This is a genomic window from Paenibacillus praedii (assembly GCF_049725345.1).
In the GTDB taxonomy this organism is placed as follows: Bacteria; Bacillota; Bacilli; order Paenibacillales; family Paenibacillaceae; genus Pristimantibacillus.
The window spans coordinates 173,354-191,591 of sequence record NZ_JBMWAM010000006.1 but is presented as its reverse complement, the minus strand read 5'-3'; the positions used below and the strand labels follow the sequence as shown (position 1 = coordinate 191,591).

General features: G+C 48.8%; 14 protein-coding genes and 2 pseudogenes. 9 read left to right on the top strand and 7 right to left on the bottom strand.

Annotated elements, in window-relative coordinates; translation table 11 throughout:
- Positions 1 to 140 precede the first annotated feature (140 nt).
- Positions 141 to 296 (top strand): annotated as a pseudogene (locus ACO9K6_RS08300) (glycosyl hydrolase); the annotation flags it as partial.
- Positions 297 to 334: 38 nt separating this feature from the next.
- Here the strand turns inward: ACO9K6_RS08300 and ACO9K6_RS08295 are convergent.
- From ACO9K6_RS08295 to ACO9K6_RS08280, 4 genes are all read right to left on the bottom strand, one after another.
- Positions 335 to 1,186, bottom strand: a complete 852-nt coding sequence (locus ACO9K6_RS08295) for an HAD family hydrolase (protein ID WP_424767076.1) — start codon at positions 1,184 to 1,186, stop codon at positions 335 to 337.
- 132 nt (positions 1,187 to 1,318) lie between these two features.
- Positions 1,319 to 2,539, bottom strand: coding sequence for an NO-inducible flavohemoprotein (hmpA, locus tag ACO9K6_RS08290; protein WP_424767103.1), 1,221 nt, complete (start codon positions 2,537 to 2,539; stop codon positions 1,319 to 1,321).
- A gap of 180 nt (positions 2,540 to 2,719) precedes the next feature.
- Positions 2,720 to 3,769: a cytochrome d ubiquinol oxidase subunit II gene (locus ACO9K6_RS08285; RefSeq protein WP_424767075.1), complete on the bottom strand. Its 1,050-nt coding sequence runs from the start codon at positions 3,767 to 3,769 to the stop codon at positions 2,720 to 2,722.
- 4 nt (positions 3,770 to 3,773) lie between these two features.
- Complete coding sequence (locus ACO9K6_RS08280; protein ID WP_424767074.1) at positions 3,774 to 5,105, bottom strand: cytochrome ubiquinol oxidase subunit I; 1,332 nt, start codon at positions 5,103 to 5,105, stop codon at positions 3,774 to 3,776.
- Between the two features lie 249 nt (positions 5,106 to 5,354).
- Between ACO9K6_RS08280 and murI the strand changes: the two genes are divergently transcribed.
- Together murI and ACO9K6_RS08270 are read left to right on the top strand one after the other, a co-directional pair.
- Positions 5,355 to 6,155 carry a glutamate racemase gene (gene murI, locus ACO9K6_RS08275; RefSeq protein WP_424767073.1) on the top strand — a complete coding sequence of 267 codons (801 nt, stop codon included), beginning with the start codon at positions 5,355 to 5,357 and terminating at the stop codon, positions 6,153 to 6,155.
- Positions 6,156 to 6,392: 237 nt separating this feature from the next.
- On the top strand, positions 6,393 to 7,259 hold the full coding sequence (locus tag ACO9K6_RS08270) for an aminoglycoside phosphotransferase family protein (RefSeq protein WP_424767072.1): 867 nt from the start codon (positions 6,393 to 6,395) through the stop codon (positions 7,257 to 7,259).
- A 150-nt stretch (positions 7,260 to 7,409) separates the two neighbouring features.
- Here the strand turns inward: ACO9K6_RS08270 and ACO9K6_RS08265 are convergent, their stop codons facing one another.
- Positions 7,410 to 8,174: an exodeoxyribonuclease III gene (locus ACO9K6_RS08265; protein ID WP_424767071.1), complete on the bottom strand. Its 765-nt coding sequence runs from the start codon at positions 8,172 to 8,174 to the stop codon at positions 7,410 to 7,412.
- 493 nt (positions 8,175 to 8,667) lie between these two features.
- Here ACO9K6_RS08265 and ACO9K6_RS08260 point away from each other — a divergent pair, with 493 nt between their 5' ends.
- The 5 genes and pseudogenes from ACO9K6_RS08260 (at position 8,668) to ACO9K6_RS08240 (ending at position 13,733) form a co-directional block, all read left to right on the top strand.
- The gene (locus ACO9K6_RS08260; protein WP_424767070.1) at positions 8,668 to 10,554 is read left to right on the top strand and encodes an LTA synthase family protein; all 1,887 of its coding nucleotides are present in this window, start codon (positions 8,668 to 8,670) and stop codon (positions 10,552 to 10,554) included.
- A gap of 166 nt (positions 10,555 to 10,720) precedes the next feature.
- A complete protein-coding gene (locus ACO9K6_RS08255) occupies positions 10,721 to 10,969 on the top strand; it encodes a stalk domain-containing protein (protein WP_424767069.1) in 249 nt (82 codons plus the stop codon).
- A gap of 12 nt (positions 10,970 to 10,981) precedes the next feature.
- Positions 10,982 to 11,854: pseudogene (locus tag ACO9K6_RS08250) on the top strand (stalk domain-containing protein); the annotation flags it as partial.
- 242 nt (positions 11,855 to 12,096) lie between these two features.
- The gene (locus ACO9K6_RS08245) at positions 12,097 to 12,909 is read left to right on the top strand and encodes an undecaprenyl-diphosphate phosphatase (RefSeq protein WP_424767068.1); all 813 of its coding nucleotides are present in this window, start codon (positions 12,097 to 12,099) and stop codon (positions 12,907 to 12,909) included.
- 8 nt (positions 12,910 to 12,917) lie between these two features.
- Positions 12,918 to 13,733 carry an AraC family transcriptional regulator gene (locus ACO9K6_RS08240; protein ID WP_424767067.1) on the top strand — a complete coding sequence of 272 codons (816 nt, stop codon included), beginning with the start codon at positions 12,918 to 12,920 and terminating at the stop codon, positions 13,731 to 13,733.
- A 40-nt stretch (positions 13,734 to 13,773) separates the two neighbouring features.
- Here the strand turns inward: ACO9K6_RS08240 and ACO9K6_RS08235 are convergent, their stop codons facing one another.
- Positions 13,774 to 15,183 (bottom strand): HEAT repeat domain-containing protein, encoded by a 1,410-nt coding sequence (locus ACO9K6_RS08235; protein WP_424767066.1) that lies wholly within the window; start codon positions 15,181 to 15,183, stop codon positions 13,774 to 13,776.
- A gap of 133 nt (positions 15,184 to 15,316) precedes the next feature.
- Entirely contained in the window at positions 15,317 to 16,708 is a 1,392-nt protein-coding gene (locus ACO9K6_RS08230; protein WP_424767065.1) for an aldehyde dehydrogenase, read from the bottom strand.
- A gap of 438 nt (positions 16,709 to 17,146) precedes the next feature.
- Between ACO9K6_RS08230 and ACO9K6_RS08225 the strand changes: the two genes are divergently transcribed.
- Complete coding sequence (locus ACO9K6_RS08225) at positions 17,147 to 18,136, top strand: aldo/keto reductase (RefSeq protein WP_424767064.1); 990 nt, start codon at positions 17,147 to 17,149, stop codon at positions 18,134 to 18,136.
- Positions 18,137 to 18,238 lie beyond the last annotated feature (102 nt).

Genomic DNA, 18,238 nt, shown 5'->3' with positions numbered 1-18,238 from the left:
TTTTATTTTCCGGCATCATGACATGATCATCCATCATCACGACATATATTTCCGTGCTTAATAGCCCTTATACTTTTCTTATGCTATGGCTTATACGTCACGATAATAGGATGTCTAGGAGGGATTAGCCTGAACATGATAAAAAAATGTGGGTTCTTGGACTTGATTTAATCGAATATTCACCGTCACGTGTGGCGTTCGGAGCAACGTCCATGGATGTCGAGTATGCGATGGAATGGGATAAGCAAGGCGGCATCGTAACCTTCGCGTGGCACTGGAATGCGCCAAAAGGAATGCATCATTTGCAGCCTTCGGTTTTGTCTTTTTGCAGGAATTAGGCACGAAGCCTATTCTCTTCCGTAATGATTGAGATATATTTGGCCACACCATCCTCATCGTTGCTTGCGGCCACAAGAGTTGACATCTCAATCAGTGCAGGATGAGCGTTGGAGACGGCGATGCGAGTTCCTGCTGCTTCAAACATCCCTACATCGTTCAAATTATCCCCGAATACGGTGATATCCTGAGGGCTGCAGTTCATGAGCGCTGACCATTTGCGCAGACCTTCGTTTTTGTTGGCCTTCTGATGACTGAATTCCAAGAAATAATGGTTGGCAATATAGGCATCCTTCATCAAGTGGATATGGACATTTTTTCCGAAGCGCAGCTGCACTTCCGCTTTTAAAGGTTCAAGCTCTTCCAGCAATCCGATGTAGGATACAATAAGCGTTCGAAACGTGTCTGGACAAGCCAAATAAGGCACTTCTCCAAAACGGGGATCAAGGGGCCGGTTTTCGAAAAATTGCATATCCCCAGCCCGGCTCAGTCTTTCGTGCAATACGCGCTCCTTATCCTCAGGATCGAGAGCAAATAGAAATGGCAGCAGGCCGTATTCTCTTCCCAGGCTGATGATATCATTCGCTGTACCTGTCTCCAACCAGTTTCCATCCAATAGTTTCTGTGCAACAGGGTCAAATATAACCGCGCCATTATATAAAATGATAGGATATTGCCATGGAATCGCAGAAACGACTTGCTGGGAGCTGATATAGCTTCTTGCCGTTGCATAGCTTATGACGATGCCCTTTTTCAAAGCGGAAGAAATCGTGTTTATCGTATATTCCGATAAGGAAGCATCTGATCTTAACAGCGTACCGTCGAGATCGGTAAGGAAATGGTTGTGCATATTAGCGAACGCCTCCCGTTTATCCGTTGGGAATGATTATAACAAAGAGTACGCTTCTCGTGGTGAGAAAATTGTTCATCCTTACAATAGCGCTAGACTCGGAGCCTGAGGCGTTCGCTTGCTTATTTTCACCTATTCCTCATCTAAAATCGCTATCGGACTAAATGACTCGAAATGAATATTCTCTTTAGGAATTTTCCATTGCTTTAGAGCGGTGTGGATGCTTTGCATAAAAGGTATGGGCCCGCAAAAGTAAAAATCCGCCTTGCTGTCCGGTATGATCGATTGCAGCCAGTCTAGATCAATCCGACCTTCTTTATTGAAATTGCGAGACACGCGATCTTCTTCGGTTGGAGAAGAATAGCAGACAAAGGATTTTAGGTTTGGATGGCTTTTCTCGAGCCCGGCCACATCATTCTTAAAAGCATGTGATTGGCTGTTTGTTGTGGCATGGACAAAGGCAACGCGGCGTTGGGGCTGCTTGTTTGCGATCGTATTTAACATGCTTAGCAGAGGAGTAATGCCAATTCCTCCGCTAATGAATACGACTGGACGATCCGTGCTGCTGAGCGTGAAGTCGCCTGCAGGAGCGGAAAATTGCAAAGTATCTCCAACCTTCACCTGCTCGTGCAGATAGTTGGATACGACTCCCTCCAGGTCATTCCCGCTGGCCTGCTCGCGTTTGACACTAATTCGATAGTAATCGCGGCCTGGGGCCTCGGATAGGCTGTAATGCCGGATATGCGTATATTGTTCACCGGGAATATCGGCTTTTATCGTTAAGTATTGACCGGCTTGATAAGCGGCAATTGGTTTGCCGTCTTCGGATTTTAAGTAAAGAGAGCTAACCTCTTCCGTTTCCTTCACCTTTTTATCGACGGTAAAGCTCCGATAGTCGGCCCATCCGCCAGGCTGCTGCTCGGTCTCCTCATAAAGGCTTTTCTCCAAGCTTATAAACGCATCCGAAATATACCCGTATGCTTTTCCCCACGCAGCAATGATTTCATCGGTGGCCGCATCTCCTAAAACATCCTTTACGGCCATAAGCAGCGTTTCGCCTACGATAGGATACTGTTCGTCTTTTATTCCGATCGCGCGATGCTTTTCTGAAATCCTTCGAATAACCGGAGCGAGCGCCTCCAGGTTCGTTATGTTCTCGCCTGCGGCATAAACGGCATAGCCGAGCGCTTCCTGTTGAAGGCCCCTTTTCTGGTTGGTTTGATTAAACAAGTTGTATAATTCGGGAGCCTTGGCGAAAAGCAGCTCGTAAAATCTTTTTCCGATTTGATGGCTATGTGCTTTCAATACCGGCGCTGTAGCTTGGATGATTTCAATCGTTTTGGAATCGAGCATACTCGGTTCATCATTCCTTTCCATCAAACTGGGATAAACTGCTAGCTATAGCGTATCCAAGTTGAACATGGCTATACGTTTAAGTTTTCGATATCCTGCATCAGATGGAGGCTTTCATTCCATTAGTAAAAGGCTGCGTCCGTTTATGGCGCAGCCCGTCAAGGCAGCTTTATTTTATCCTCAGGTTTTTGGTTCCGCATCCGGCTCTTGACGGATATATTTCTTGTCCTTGAGGAACAGCCGCCAGAACAAATAGAAGCCGGGTGCAAGCACGGCGATGCCGATGCTGTAGGAGACAAGCAGGGAACGGAAAATCGTCGGATTCGTTACCGCTTGGTCGACTCGAAGGTAGGGATACAGCAAGTAAGGCAAATGGGCAATGCCATAACCGATGCTGGCAAGCAAGTATTGCCCGATAATGAAGGTCACGGCAAGCCGCGGACGACCGGGTGCATCTGGTTTATTCCTCATCCACAGCGCGCTGTATCCGATGCCAAAGGAGACGATGGAGGCTAGGAACCATGGCCACTGCTCTACGATTCGTGTGACGATCCACTCCGCCTCTGGTGCCATCGTGTACGTAGCGAGTACGGCGGTCGCTAGAGTCAGAGGTCCGAGAACCTTTGCCGCTTTGCGATAAACGCGATAGGTGGAGAAGTCGTCTGCCTCGTGGGCGTAGTCAGAAAGGAAGAGCGCGGCTAGGAACAGCTCCGATGAAATGCCGAATGCTAGATGCGAATATTCCGTTGGCGCTTGCAGCAGCTTGGCGAAGAGCAGGTGTGGCTGCCCGCCGCTGGACACTTCTACAAATCCGCCCAATGAGATGGGGAGTACGCTTAGCAGGAGGCCTGGGATCAATACTCCCGTCAGACCGGAAATCCAGCGCAGCAGGCGACTGTAGCGCTGGGTGGAGTAGCTGTACACCATAAAGCTGCTTCGAATCGTCAGCAGGATCAGAACAAGGCTGACCGGGACGATCAGCACCGTACCGAACCAGAAGGCGGCTTTCGGGAAGAAGCCGACCAGCGCAACAGCTATGAGCACAAGAAAGACGTTCGTCACCTCCCAGGAAGGAGACAGGTAGCGGTTCGCGATCTGAGCAGCTCTCGCACTGGATTTGCGGTCGTAGACGAGCGCCCAGAATCCTGCTCCGAAATCAACGGAGCCGAGGATAGCATAAGCGAATATGAAAGCCCACAATATCGAGACGGCAATGGTTGCGTAATCCACGGCGTTACCTTCCTTCTAAGGGGGTTAGTTCGCGACCAACCGGCCTTCTGCGAAAATAGAAACGCATCACGACAATCGTAATCGTCATGAGCAGCACGTAAAGTCCAATGAACAGCGCGAACAGCACGCCGATATCCTGCGACCGGGTTGCCGCATCGGCTGTCAGCTGTACGCCGCTTATGACCCACGGCTGCCTGCCGGTGCAGCTGAATATCCAGCCGGTCTCGATTCCGATAAGCGATAGCGGGCCTCCAAGAATAAGTGTGCCGAGCATCCACCTTGGCAAGGGTCGCCTGCGAATGAAGTTAATGAACAGCGCAACGAATGAGAGAGCGATTAAGCCACTGCCAATGACTACCATCAGGTTGAATAGAGTATGCACGTAAAGAGGCGGCCACAGCTCCTGAGGAAAGTCATTCAGGCCGCGCACAACGCCGTCGAACCGGTCGGTCGCAAGAAAGCTCAGCGCCCATGGAATTCGGATGCCTCCAACGACCCTTTGCTCCTCCACATTCGTACTTCCGAAAATTTCTAGCGGGGCATAAGCCGTCGTTTCGAACAGGCCTTCGGCTGCTGCGAGCTTCAGCGGTAAATAGTTATGCAGCATTTGAGCCGTAAAGTGGCCGTTTACAGCAGTAGCCAGCGAGCACACGAAGCCGATCATCAGCGCAAGCTGCAGGCTCCGGCGATGGTAGACGATTTCGCGCTCCGGCTGGCCGCGCTTAAGCAGCTTATAGGCCGCGATGGATCCGATGCAAAATGCCCCGGTCATGAATGCCGAGGCGACAACATGAATAGCGGTAACCGCAAAGCTGGGGTTGAAAATTGCCTTTATTGGATTGACATCGGTAACCGCTCCGTCAACGATGTTGAAACCTGCAGGCGTGTTCATCCAGGCATGCACGTTGGTAATTAGAACGGCGGAAGCGGCAGAGCCGAGGGAAACCATAATGACACTGAATATGCGAAGCTTGCGGGACAAACGGTCAGCGGCGTAGATGTAGATAGACATAAACAGCGCTTCAAGGAAGAAGGCCCATAGCTCCACTTGAAAGGGAACGGCAATGACCTGTCCGACAATTTCCATAAATCCGGGCCACAGGAGCGACAGCATCACGCCGACGATTGTCCCCGATGGAATAGCCACGCCTAGCAATATGGCCTGGGCTTTGGTCCATCTCTTGGCCATGACCGAATAATCCGGATTTTTCGTTATTCCTGCCAAAATTTCCGCAAATACAATCATGAGAGGCACTCCGACTCCCAGTGTTGCGAAAATAATATGAAAAGCCATTGAAGTTCCGAATAGAGCTCTGGCTAAAACGACGCTATCCAATTTTCCAGCACCTACCTTTGTTTAATCTAAGGGGTAGTATGATTCGAGCTGCTGGAAATTATGTGAAAGAAATAAAGCTGCTGGAACTGACGTTCATTTTGTTAGATAATAGGATGAAGCAAGAATTGCGGAAATGCGGTTTAAAACCAATAGATGAGCAATATGGCAAAGACTTGTATTGCCTTAATAGCTCATAACGCGATATGCTGAGTATATCTTTTTATTTCATACGATAGGAATCGACGATATATGAAAATCGGTTTTTTTGATTCAGGAATAGGCGGGCTGACCGTGTTGGCGGAAGCTCTAAAGAGACTTCCTGCCGAGGACTTTCTTTATATGGCAGACACGCTACATGTTCCTTATGGGACAAAATCCAAGGAAGAAGTAAGGACGTACATTCTGGAGGCAGTAGCGACAATGGCTCAAGAGGGGATCGATGCGCTGGTCGTAGCCTGCAACACAGCGACCAGTATCGCGATCGCCGAGCTGAGGGAGCTGTATTCCTTCCCGATTGTTGGCATGGAGCCGGCTGTGAAGCCTGCGGTGGAAATGAATCGCATGACTGGAAAGAGAGTGCTTGTATTTGCTACACCGTTAACCTTGAAGCAGCCTAAATATTATGCCCTCATATCACGAGTGGACGAAACGGGAATCGTCGACTCACTGCCTTTGCCGGAGCTGGTAGGGTATTGCGAGAATCTACAGTTTGACAAAGCTTTGATGGGCGAGTACTTCAGAGGAAAGCTTGCAGGCTATGAGTTGGAGCAATACGGAATCGTTGTGCTTGGCTGTACCCACTACCCTTTCTATAGAGGGATACTGCGCGAAATATTGCCTCCGCACATTCAGATTGTTGACGGAAACGTTGGAACGATCAAGCGTTTATCTGCTTTGCTGAACCGTTACGGAATCGTGGAAGGCCGCGGCCGCGGCAGTGTGCGCTTCATGTGCACAGGCAATGAGCCTGCCTATCTCGATAAAATGCAAACAGCGCTCGATCTTCTCCGGGACAGAGATATGCAGACGGAAGAGATTTTAAATTATTAACGGAGCGGTCTCTTCCGATATCCAATCGGGAAAGGCCGTTTTTTTATTGAAATTACAAACGATACCATTCTATGTCGAAACTGCTCTTTTTTTTGGATTGAAGCGTTTGATTTTATGAAAAACAATTGACAGCGCCCCGTGCGGAATTCGCCGCGATGCTCGTACGCACGTCTATTCGAACGATTTGTTCTCGTGTATCATGAGGACTGAATCGTCTGCAACAAAGGGGAGGTTATGATGTCACATGGTCCCGGAATAGATAAAATCCTTAACGTTCTTGAGGAACGTGGAATTATTGCGAGCAACAATCTGCACGTTCGCCATTTGAAAGGCACGACGGACGGGCTTGTTTATATCCTGTCGAACGGAGAAAAGCCGCAATATGTGTTGAAGCTGGATCATGCAGAGCAAATTAAGTTAGCTGAGCAATTCCTGACGGCTTACAGCGGCTCCGAGCTCTTGTCCCGGGTTTTTTATGTCGATCCTGACAAAGCGTACATGGTGTATGCGTATATAGAGGGCATGACCCACTATAACCGCGGGTTAAAAATAAACTGGATGACCCGTCTTGTCGAGGATCTTCTGAATCATTACAAGCAGGAGCGGCAAAGCGAGACGTGGGGAAGGCTGGAATTGCCTCGTCAATCCTGGCGTGAATTTAATGAAGGAAGCCTGGAATATGCCAGGGAAACCGTTGCGGATCTACTTCCCTGCGAGGATCATTATAAAATAAAGCGGCTGGTCGAAAATAAGCTGAAGGATGAAGGGCCGGAAGCCAAATATTTGCTGCACGGCGATACGGGCGTTCATAATTTCGTTTACGCTCAAAATAAGCTGGTGGGCGTCATTGATCCTTCTCCGATGCTCGGTCCCGTGCTTTATGATTTTACCTATGCGTTCTGCTCGTCACCGGATGATTTGAACCTAGAAACGCTTCATGCGGCATATGCTCTCCTAACGCATGAGCAGGTCGAAAGCTCGCGCCTGATTGAAGAGACCGTCTTTCAGCTATATTGCCGCATCGGCATATGCACCAAGCATCATCCGCATGATTTGGAGGAGTACTTGAAGGTGTGGAGCTACTGGAAGACACTTATCGAATGAGGAGTAGGGAAGGGCTAAGGATATTCAATGATCATGGGTCCCCCGTTCGGCAATCGATAAGAGTCTCATTAGGCCCACGACCGCTGCTGCGCGGTTAACAAGCTGGTCGCGGGGGCAAGGATATCGCTTGCTGGAAAGGTGGCGTCCGAGCTAGCCGATCCGATCCGCCAGCTCAAGAGTGACCGGACAGTGATCGCTGCCCATCACATGACAATCGATATTCGCATCGATGAGTGACGGCGCTAGTCTGGCGGAAGTCAGGAAGTAATCGATCCGCCAACCGATGTTCCGCTCTCTTACCTTCGACATGTAGGACCACCACGAGTAAACATCCGTCCGGTCGGGGTAGAAATGCCGGAAAGTATCGATAAATCCCGCGTTCAGCAGGTCCGTCATTTTGCCGCGCTCTTCATACGTGAAGCCGGAGTTGCCGATATTAGGCTTCGGGTGCTTCAAGTCGATTTCTTGATGGGCTACATTTAAATCGCCGCATACGATAACAGGCTTCAATTGATCCAGCTCCTTAAGGTAACTCCGGAACCGGTCCTCCCACTCGAGTCTATAATCCAGCCTTGTCAAATCTCGTTTCGCATTGGGCGTATACACGTTGATGAGATAGAAATCTTCAAATTCAAGCGTAATAACCCGTCCCTCAGGCTCGTTGTCCTCCTCCAGACCAAAACGTACCGTAATCGGCTTCAGCTTGGTTAAAACAGCGGTCCCGGAATAACCCTTCTTGAGCGCATAATTCCAAAATTGATGATACTCCTCACCGATTTCCAGGCTTATTTGCCCTTCCTGCAGCTTTGACTCCTGAATGCAGAAAATATCCGCGTCCATTTCTTTAAAATATTCGATAAAGCCCTTGGTCACGCAGGCTCTAATTCCATTTACATTCCACGATACAAGCTTCATTTTCGTTTATCTCCTTACGAATGGCGTTCAATATTGTTCTTAAGCATTCATGCACTGTTCGATAAAATCTATCATTTCGTCTTTGATCGGGTACAACCCTATCTCGACCGCATCCGGCCGCTGTCGCTAACCGAAGGGATCGCTATTGAAAGCTTGCATGTGCCGTAACGGCAACCTTTATTATAGCACTAACCTGTCCATTAGAAGGATTATCGATGACAAAAAAATGATGATTTTTGGACAACGAAGGGGCTGCTTATGGCAATCGTATTTTAGGCTAGTCCGTATACTGCCGCTGCGGAATTGCCAACTAGGGATGAAAGCTAGTCTGTCATTCATTCCCTATTCATTAATTTGTCTATTTGTATTAAGATGGACTATATTATTGATAGGTTAAGCTGAGCCGTCAAGTCATGACGGCTTTTTGCTATTGTGGCGTGCCCGTTGACACGCATCTTCTGGATGGTTCAGAAGCGAAGAGGAGTGAATACGCTTGGAAATCACAACGAATGAGTATCGCAGATCGCCTGTTATACTTATATTTATACTCATTATGCTGAAAATGACCCTTTTCCGCCAATTCGTCTTTCATGGCATTCAAATAGACAGGCTGCTGGCGGATGCGGCGGCCGTATTGGTTTTGTTAGGTATTGTGGATCTGATCAGTTCCGCGAGATGGAAGGGGGCGGCCTTCGGTGCGTTGAACGCGGTGATATCGCTGCTGCTGTTCGCGTCTACTGTATATTTTAGCTACTATGGCACGGTTCCGACCTATACCGCCTTGAACGGACTTGATCAGGTATTCCAAATTAGGGACAGCGTCGGATCGGTCATACAGGCAGTCAATTATTTACTTGTCCTTGATGTCATTCTGCTTATCCTCTTTTACGGGCTTAGCCGGACAAGGGGCATTCGAGAGGTAAGGCGCAAGCGTATGGCGAAGCCTTCCATCGTCATGTTAGCCGTTGTGCTATGTTTAGTCGTATCAGGTATTTATATCCATGCGGGAAACAAAATTCCGAACGAGCTTGTGCAAGCGGAGAGCCTCGGCTTTCTGAATTATCAAGTGGCTGCGGGCATTAAGGGCGGCAAGGAAAGCAATGCGGCGAAGAACGGCAGCGTCCAAGAGACGGCTGACGAGGTGGCGAGCTTGCAAGCTTCCTATTCATACAAAAAAAATGCTGCGGAAATAGCAGGAACGCCTAGCTTCTTCGGTGTCGCGAAGGGGATGAATGTGATCGTCGTGCAGATTGAAGCGCTGCAAAACTTTCCGGTCAATTTGCAATTGGATGGACAAGAAATCATGCCAGTCCTGAATCAGCTTGCCAAGGAGAGCTTCTATTTCCCTTACTTTTTTCAACAGATCGGGCAGGGCAATACGTCAGATGCCGAGTTCATGTCAAATACGTCGATCTATCCTGTCGGGTCAATCGCAATGTCAACCGGCTATGGGGATCGAATCGTTCCGAGTCTCCCAAGGCTGCTGAAGCAGGATGGTTACGAATCGAACACGTTCCATATTAACGATGTAACGTTTTGGGACCGCCACCGGATGTATCCTGCGCTCGGTTTTGACCAATACTATGAAAAATCCAGCTTCAAGAACGATCATTTTAACACATTCGGCGCTTCAGACAAGGAGCTTTATCGGGTAGGGCTCGAGAGGCTGCAGACTATGAAGGAACAGCATAAACCATTTTATGCGCAATTCGTGACGGCCTCCAGTCATCATCCGTTCAAGGTTCCGAAGGAGCTTCAGCGATTGGCAGTGCCAGGCGCAGTGAAGGATACGCAGCTAGGCGATTATTTAACGGCAGTAAATTATTCGGATCATGCGCTTGGTGAATTTATCAACGGTTTGAAAGCAAGCGGACTTTGGGAAAATACGATGCTAGTCGTCTATGGCGATCACTCCGGTCTTCAGGAAAAGGATAATGAAGCCTCGTGGGTCAGCGCGCGGCTTGGCATCCATTATGATGCCCGGATTAGCCGGTTTAATATACCGTTCATGGTTCATGTGCCAGGAATGGAGGGAGAGGTCATCGATCAAGTAGGCGGACAGGTCGATATCATGCCAACAGTCTCCAACCTGCTCGGCATTTCGCTCGAGAATGAGGGCTATACTGCGTTCGGTCAGGACTTGCTTAATATTGAGCGGAATGTCGTAGGGATGCGCTACTATCTTCCGACCGGCTCCTTTTTCAACAATGACATTTTATTCGTGCCTGGTAAAGGCTTCGAGGACGGTACTGCCGTTGATTTAAAAACACATCAGCCGGTAGCTGACTTCAGCCAGTATCGCGAGGATTACGATTATATTTTGGAGCTGATGAAGCATTCGGACGATTATGTTCGAGTACTGCCGAAGCGAGCTCCATAAGCTGAGTATTACACTCAACTTATGAGCTCAGGTAAAACTACTTTTGAATCTTCCCCGTTTTAATTTGGGAGCAAAAGGAGTAAAAGGGGAAATCGCAACCTATTTGAAGAGCTTTACGTTAGAAGAGTGGATATCAAAACTCTTCATGTAAAGGATGATAGCAGATATGATTCTAACAAAAATGTTAAGTCATAAAGCATTGGCGGCATCGATAGCAACAGCGGCGCTGATTACAGCGATGATTCCGGCCGGCGTCTCCTACGGGGCTTCTTCAAATGAATCGGCAATCATACAGTTTCAAGTAGGAAGCCGCGTAGCGGTGGATCATCGTGGTGAGCATAAGCTAAGCGCCGCCCCTTATATAATTAACGGCATTGCGATGGTTCCCGTGCGGGCGATGGCGGAAGGGCTTTAAGCTGAGCTTGAGTGGCATGCGGCGACCAAAGAAATCGTACTAGCTCGCAGCAGCCAATCCGTTCGTTTGAAAATAAACAGCGATGCGGCTGTCAGCAGAAATAGCACGAAAGGGAATCTTCCTGTCAAAGTAACGCTGGTCGGAGGAAATGCCTTTGTGCCTGCGAAGAGCGTCGCGGGCTTTATCGGAGCGGCAACCAGCTGGGATGCCAAAGAAAAGAAGATCATGATCAAAGGGAATGAAAGCACGGAACATTTGATGTCCCTCCACTACACCTTTGATCAAACCGATGAAGGCTGGAAGGGAGCATTCGCTGATTTGCCGGTCGATTATGATCCTAGTATTTTTGAGCTTCAGTATGCTAGAGAATTGCTTCCGCTCTCCGGTAATAAGATGAACTATGGCCTGAAGCTGAAAGGGATGAACCGCAGCGACGACCTGTTTATGTTCGTGACGAAGAAAGTGGAAGGTTTGGAGCCGAACAAGGTATATGGAGCGGAATTATCTTTTAAGCTATATACCAATCAAGCGGGCGGTATGGTAGGCATTGGCGGAGCCCCTGGCGAGGCAGTCACGATTAAAGCGGGCGTAGTGAATAAGGAACCTCTTGTGATCGAGGAGGACGACGGCGGCGGCCATGTCTATTATCGGATGAATATCGATAAAGGAAATCAGGTAGGCGAGGGGGCCGATATGAAAGCCGTTGGCAATATGGTTAAGTCAAATGACGAGACCGAGGACTATGAGCCTGTTGAGATGCGCTATTCCACGACGTTGACATCCAACGCGCAGGGGGAGCTGTTCGTTATCATCGGCAGCGATTCGGGCTACGAGGGCTTAACTGTCTTTTATCTCGATGACATGAAATTACACCTGTCCCATTAATTTGTTTCGTATACAGTAAACGGAGAGCATCGGCTACTACAGCGGTGCTCTCCGTTTGCTGTCTGCTAAGCCGCAGGATTTATATTTAAGCGCTCAAAATACCGACATGTTAAGCAGACCTGTTGGAAAATACGGAGAGTGGTCTATTTCAATAAAGTTGTCTACGAACGATAATTCCCGCATAATAGCACTAGATAAGTTCTAGCATATATACCTAGTAATAGGATCGAAAAGGAGAAGATATGGAACAATTATTGCTTTGGTTGAAGTATTTGGTGCTAGGTATTGTACAAGGCGCAACGGAGCCGATTCCGGTATCCTCCAGCGGTCATGTCATTATTGCGCAGCAGCTGATGGGCATGGAACAAAAAGGACTTACCTTTGAAATTTTGACGAATACGGCTTCGCTCATCGCCATTCTCTTCATTTACCGCCAGGATATTGCCCGATTGATTGTAAATACTGTACGCTTTATTCGCACAAAGGATAGAGCCTATAAATCAGATTTCCTATTCGCGATGTATGTTGTGATAGGTACGATTCCCGCCGTGATTATTGGATTGTTATTTAAAGATAAAATTGAAGAGATTTTCTCGTCTGTACATACGGTAGCCGTCGGGCTGCTGGTGACCGGGGTTGCTCTCTGGCTCATTCGCAATCTGCGGGGCCGGAAGCGGGATGGCGATTTGTCCTTTAAAGACGCTTTGCTGGTAGGATTGGCGCAGGCAGTCGCCCTCATTCCCGGCATTAGCCGGTCCGGCTCGACCGTTATTACGTCTATTGCTGTAGGGATGAAGCAAGATACGGCTCTGCGTTTTTCCTTTATGCTGTATATTCCGGTGAGCCTGGGCGGTCTCGTGCTCGGAATTTCGGATTTCTCGAATGACCCGAACCGGACAGCGCTGGCTATTCCTTATATGATCGCTTTCTTAACGACAATAATCGTCACTTACTTTGCAATGAAATGGTTCATGAACATTATGGCTAAGGGCAATCTGGGCTATTTCGCATACTACTGCTTCGCAGCGGGAATTTTGCTGCTACTATTCCTGTGAACGCCAGTATGAAAGCATTCTGGAAAACCTACCTGACTGGTTTGCAATTGCATGTAACGGTAGCGGAGTACACGAAGGTACCGATGACGTGGAATGATGATAACTATACGGCGGATGTGAATAAGCTCTATTATATCCAGGAGGGCGAGGGGTACATCAAAATCGGGGACCACAAGCTGTTTCCGAAGCCTGGCGACCTTTGCCTGCTGCCTGCCGATATCGTTCAATCCTATGGCACATTAAATGCGAATACCTATGGCAAGTACTGGTGCCATTTCACGGCGAAGCTTCATAATCTCAACCTGTTTCAGGTACTGGACACACCCACGATCGTCAGGGTTAGCGATCATTCCTCGCTTAGGAATAAGTTTAGGCGTCTCGTTGAGCATCACAAAAGCGAAGAATGGACGGCAGACCTGTATGTACAGGCAACCTTCCTTGAAATATTGGCCTTTTATCTGGAGCAAGCCGGACAGGTTGCCATCAACACGCCCGCAGCGGGTCCGTTTGAGAAAATGAATGTCGTGCTGACCTATATCGAGGAGCATTTGGCCGACAACATCACAGTGGATACGCTGGCCCAGCTTGTTCATTTTCACCCCAATTATTTCATTCGCATGTTCAAAAGCACGACAGGGCTCTCTCCCATCCAGTATGTGAATCGCAAACGGATGAATAAAGCGAGACAGCTGCTGTCGTTCACATCGCTTAGCATATCGGCGGTCGCGGAGTCGCTGGGAATGGATGCGACGTATTTCTCACGGTTGTTCAAGGAATACACGGCCTTATCGCCGAGTGAGTATAGAGAAATATCGATCAAATAAGAAGAAGAGGGCGGGTGCGCCCTCTTCTTCGCTCCGTTTATTAAGGATAAAAGGTGTTCGCCGGCGTAGTGGTCGTGCACCAGCGTGCGTTAAACAGTGACTTAATGAGGATTTCCTTTGCTTCTTCCGTTCCGATATAGCGGAGCGCTTCCAGCGCATGCGCCCGAACGTAACGGTTCTCATCATCAAGCGCCAAAGCTAGAGCTGGAACGGCTGCGGCAGCCTTAGACCCTAAGCGGGACAAGGCAAGGCCTGCCGTAAAACGAACCTGAGTATCCGCATCCTGCAAGCATTGCAGCAAGCCGTCAACGGCTTCCTTTCTTGTGCCGCCGATCATGCCGAACGCTTCAGCTACGGCGCTTCGTACAGCAGCGGAAGGATGAGACAGCAGCTCCAGCAGCCTCGGCAATGCGCTTTCAGCATGATGGCGCAGCTCACCCAATGCAAACACGGCGTGCAGCACAGTTTCTTCACGAGCGGCGCCGAGCGCTTTCATCAAGCCGTCAAGCGCGTCGGCGCCAGCCGCCGATAATCCATAAGCGGAGACACGTGAAGTGTCCGCAAGTTCGTGATGGAGTCCTTTCAGCAGCGCTTCGATCCCTTTGTCGCCATACCTCGCAAGCTCATAGGCGGCATTTAGCCTGGCAGGTTCAAATTTATCCTCCAATGCGGCTTCCAGCGCGATAATCGTTTCTTCATCCTTATCTCTTGTATTAGCAATGCTGCCTACCTTGCCGGACAGCCAATTCCACGTTTCCTCCCAGAGCGTTTCATGAATGGCAATCGGGAGGGCAAGCTCCTCCGGCTCTGACCATTCGCTAACGCGATTATCCCAGGAGGGAGCCGTAGGCGCAGCAGTCCGCATGAATTCAAACTTTAGCATATACCGGGCATGACCAAGTACATTAGGCGTTGAGCGATGCCAGATATCGTAATGGATGAGCGCAAACGTGCCAGCCCTGCCTTGGGCGTAAGCTTCACCAGCAGCTTCATCGGAAACGAAGGTGCGAGATTCATAATTTTGCGTGCCAGGCATAATACCCGTCGGTCCGAGCTCAAGCGGCGTATCCTGCGGGAAGTACATCACCATCGCCCACCAAGGGTGGTGATTGCGCATTCTCGAATAGCCCCAATAGCTGTCCTTATGCCAGCCTCCGGCAACGGGCTGCGCATTGTAATGACCATGCCTGTGCGCATGAAGCATATAGTCGGGCCCTAGAACGCTAGTTAAAGCGCCTGTTATGATGGGATGATCAAATACCTTCTGAATTTCGCGAATCCGCGGGAGCAAGTTATTGCCGGGGTTTCCTTCTTCCTCGTACACTCGCTTCAGCTCATTGGTCATCGCAAGGTGAAACGACTCGGGGAAATCGGTTTTCAGAATGAGAAATCCTTCGGTAATGAATGTTCTCATTTGTTCATCCGTCAATAAAATAGGTGAGTTGCTCATGTAATGGGTAGCCTCCTAAAAGGGGAATAATCTTTCTACACCGATTATATGAGAAGCCCGCCTGATGCTGTATATACGAAACTAAGTGAAACTTGCATAATCCTAACCTCATGAACCTTAATGATGGTCTAGACTACTTAAGCAGTCTCTTGATGCTGTTTATTTTGCCCGCATACGGCGGGAACAGAAAACCGGGCTCGAATTTGGAGCTCCTTATTAAAATGCTTTTTTGATGGGAGAAGACATCAAAGCTATACCTGCCATGATAAGCGCCGATGCCTGAGCTGCCTACACCGCCGAAGGGGAGATGAACGCTTGCGGCGTGCAGAACGGTATCATTGATGCAGCCGCCACCGAACGAAGCACGGCTCAGCACCGCGCGTTCAACCGCTTTATCCTCGGTAAACAAGTACAGCGAAAGCGGCTTAGGACGAGCCTTTATCATCGTGAGCGCTTCCTCTAAATGACGATACGTCATGATCGGCAGAAGGGGGCCGAAGATCTCTTCGGACATCGAAGCGCTGTCCCAGGTGACATTGTCGAGCAGGGTTGGCTCGATGTACAGCTCTTCGCGATCGGAGCCGCCGCCAAACACAATACTTGTCTGATCCGCCTGAAGTATCGACACGAGCCTGTCGAACTGACGCTCATTCACGATCCGGCCGTAATCCTCGGTTTGCCGCGCATCGGAGCCGTAGAAGCTGCGGATTGCTTCTTTCATTTTCGAGAGCAGCACATTCTTCACCTCTTCATGCGCGAGCACATAGTCGGGCGCAATGCAGGTTTGTCCGGTATTCATGAGCTTACCCCATACGATTCGCTTCGCTGCAAGCTCCAAATTTGCCGTACGATCGACAATCACCGGACTTTTCCCGCCAAGCTCCAGCGTGACGGGCACGAGGTTTTTGGCTGCTGCCTCCATGACGATTTTGCCAACCGGAATGCTTCCCGTAAAAAAAATATAGTCAAAGGGCGCATGAATCAGCGCAGATGTCGTTTCCCGCTCGCCTTCAATTACGCGTATGTAGGCGGGATCAAAGCTTTCTCCGATCATTCGCTTGATTAAAGCAGAGACATGAGGTGTGCTCTCCGATGGCTTTAGCACCGCGCAGTTGCCGGCAGCCATAGCGCCAATGAGAGGCTCGATAACAAGCTGAAAAGGATAATTAAAGGGTCCGATGATTAAGGCGGTCCCGTAGGGTTCTTTGAGAAGCTGGCTGCGGGAAGGAAATAAGTGAATAGGGGTCTTTACCTTCAGCGGCTTCATCCATTTCTTGAGATGCTTGATGGCGTGGTTAATGCTTTGTATGACGATGACCAATTCAGTCGTATAAGCTTCTAATTCGCTTTTTCGCAAATCCAGCCGCAGTGCCTCAATAAGCTCTTTTTCATAACGGAGTATCGTCTGCTTCAATAGCTTTAATTGCTCGAGGCGGAATGGCGCGTCAAGCGTGCATCCTTTCTCGAAAAACTGTTTATGCTGCTTTATGTATAGCCCAATTTCCTCGGCTGTTGGCTGCGACATTCTAATTCCCTCCTTACACGTATAAACACATTCTAGCAGGTGGACATGCATGCGGCTATCATTATCCATTATGGAAGAGTGAAGACGATTTATACCTCTAACACGCGAGGCAGGCTGATTTGTCTTCAGCAGTCTCTTTTTCATGTGGGAGATAGCTTTAAATGGTTAGAACGGAGCTGCCGCGAGCGGAGACAAGCCGTACGATTTGGGAGTAAAACGAGACACCTAAAAACAGCAGCCCTATTTAAATTAATAATGGCTATGTTCATTTTTATGTACGGAGCATCCGGTGGGGGAACTCCGCCCTTCAAGAAATGCTGGTGAGTTTATAGCTCTAACCACGAACTATGCAGCACAATCGCTTGACTTGGAGTTAACTCCAAGAAGTAAACTACATCTGAAGGAAACAATTTCTATTTGAAAGTGAGGAACAATTAAATGGAATATGTGAAACTCGGAAATACAGGCTTGGATGTATCTCGGCTTTGTCTTGGCTGTATGAGCTTTGGTGTAGCGGAGCGTTGGACTCATCCTTGGGTACTTGATGAAGAGCGCAGCCGTCCAATTATAAAAAAAGCGCTGGAGCTTGGTATCAATTTTTTTGATACGGCGAATGTATATTCAGACGGAACAAGCGAAGAAATTGTTGGTCGCGCTTTAAAGGAATATGCCAATCGAGATGAAATTGTCCTCGCGACAAAGGTTCATTTCCGTATGCATCAAGGTCCAAATGGTGCTGGACTTTCCCGAAAGGCTATCATGAGTGAAATTGATAAGAGCCTTAAGAGACTGGGAACCGATTATGTGGATCTGTACCAAATTCACCGCTGGGATTACAATACGCCCATCGAAGAGACAATGGAAGCCTTGCATGATGTGGTGAAGGCTGGGAAGGCAAGATACATTGGTGCTTCAGCCATGTACGCATGGCAGTTCCTAAAGGCATTGCATGTAGCCGAAAAAAATGGATGGACCCGATTTGTATCCATGCAGAATCATTTAAACCTCATATACCGTGAAGAAGAGAGAGAGATGCTACCGCTCTGTAAAGCTGAAAAAATCGGCGTGATTCCGTATAGCCCGCTCGCATCAGGAAGATTGGCGCGTGATTGGTCGGAAACAACACATCGTTCCGAAACCGACCAAGCTCAAAAATCTAAATACGATGCGACTGCAAATTCGGACCGATTGATTGTAGAGCGTGTTGCAGCAATCGCAGAAAACCGTGGCGTTCCCCGCGCTCAAATTGCACTTGTCTGGTTGTTGCAGAAAGAACCAGTAACAGCTCCGATTTTCGGCGCTACGAAAATGCCCCATCTCGAAGATGCGGCAGCAGCTCTTTCAATAACGTTAACACCAGAAGAAATGGGGTCGCTGGAAGAGACGTATGTTCCTCATCCGGTCGTTGGTCCTATTACAATGCGATGACAGTTTAATATAAGGAACGACAAGAACGCCTTATCCATTTTTACGGGCGTTCTTGATTTGTAATTGGTGGCAGCCATCTGCAGATATTGAACTGGACAGGTT

Excerpts from the sequence above, each read along its gene's own strand:
- ACO9K6_RS08295 (WP_424767076.1), bottom strand. The coding sequence starts at position 1,186 with ATGCACAACCATTTCCTTACCGATCTCGACGGTACGCTGTTAAGATCA.
- hmpA (WP_424767103.1), bottom strand. The coding sequence starts at position 2,539 with ATGCTCGATTCCAAAACGATTGAAATCATCCAAGCTACAGCGCCGGTA.
- murI (WP_424767073.1), top strand. The coding sequence starts at position 5,355 with ATGAAAATCGGTTTTTTTGATTCAGGAATAGGCGGGCTGACCGTGTTG.
- ACO9K6_RS08270 (WP_424767072.1), top strand. The coding sequence starts at position 6,393 with ATGTCACATGGTCCCGGAATAGATAAAATCCTTAACGTTCTTGAGGAA.
- ACO9K6_RS08265 (WP_424767071.1), bottom strand. The coding sequence starts at position 8,174 with ATGAAGCTTGTATCGTGGAATGTAAATGGAATTAGAGCCTGCGTGACC.
- ACO9K6_RS08255 (WP_424767069.1), top strand. The coding sequence starts at position 10,721 with ATGATTCTAACAAAAATGTTAAGTCATAAAGCATTGGCGGCATCGATA.
- ACO9K6_RS08245 (WP_424767068.1), top strand. The coding sequence starts at position 12,097 with ATGGAACAATTATTGCTTTGGTTGAAGTATTTGGTGCTAGGTATTGTA.
- ACO9K6_RS08240 (WP_424767067.1), top strand. The coding sequence starts at position 12,918 with ATGAAAGCATTCTGGAAAACCTACCTGACTGGTTTGCAATTGCATGTA.
- ACO9K6_RS08235 (WP_424767066.1), bottom strand. The coding sequence starts at position 15,183 with ATGAGCAACTCACCTATTTTATTGACGGATGAACAAATGAGAACATTC.
- ACO9K6_RS08230 (WP_424767065.1), bottom strand. The coding sequence starts at position 16,708 with ATGTCGCAGCCAACAGCCGAGGAAATTGGGCTATACATAAAGCAGCAT.
- ACO9K6_RS08225 (WP_424767064.1), top strand. The coding sequence starts at position 17,147 with ATGGAATATGTGAAACTCGGAAATACAGGCTTGGATGTATCTCGGCTT.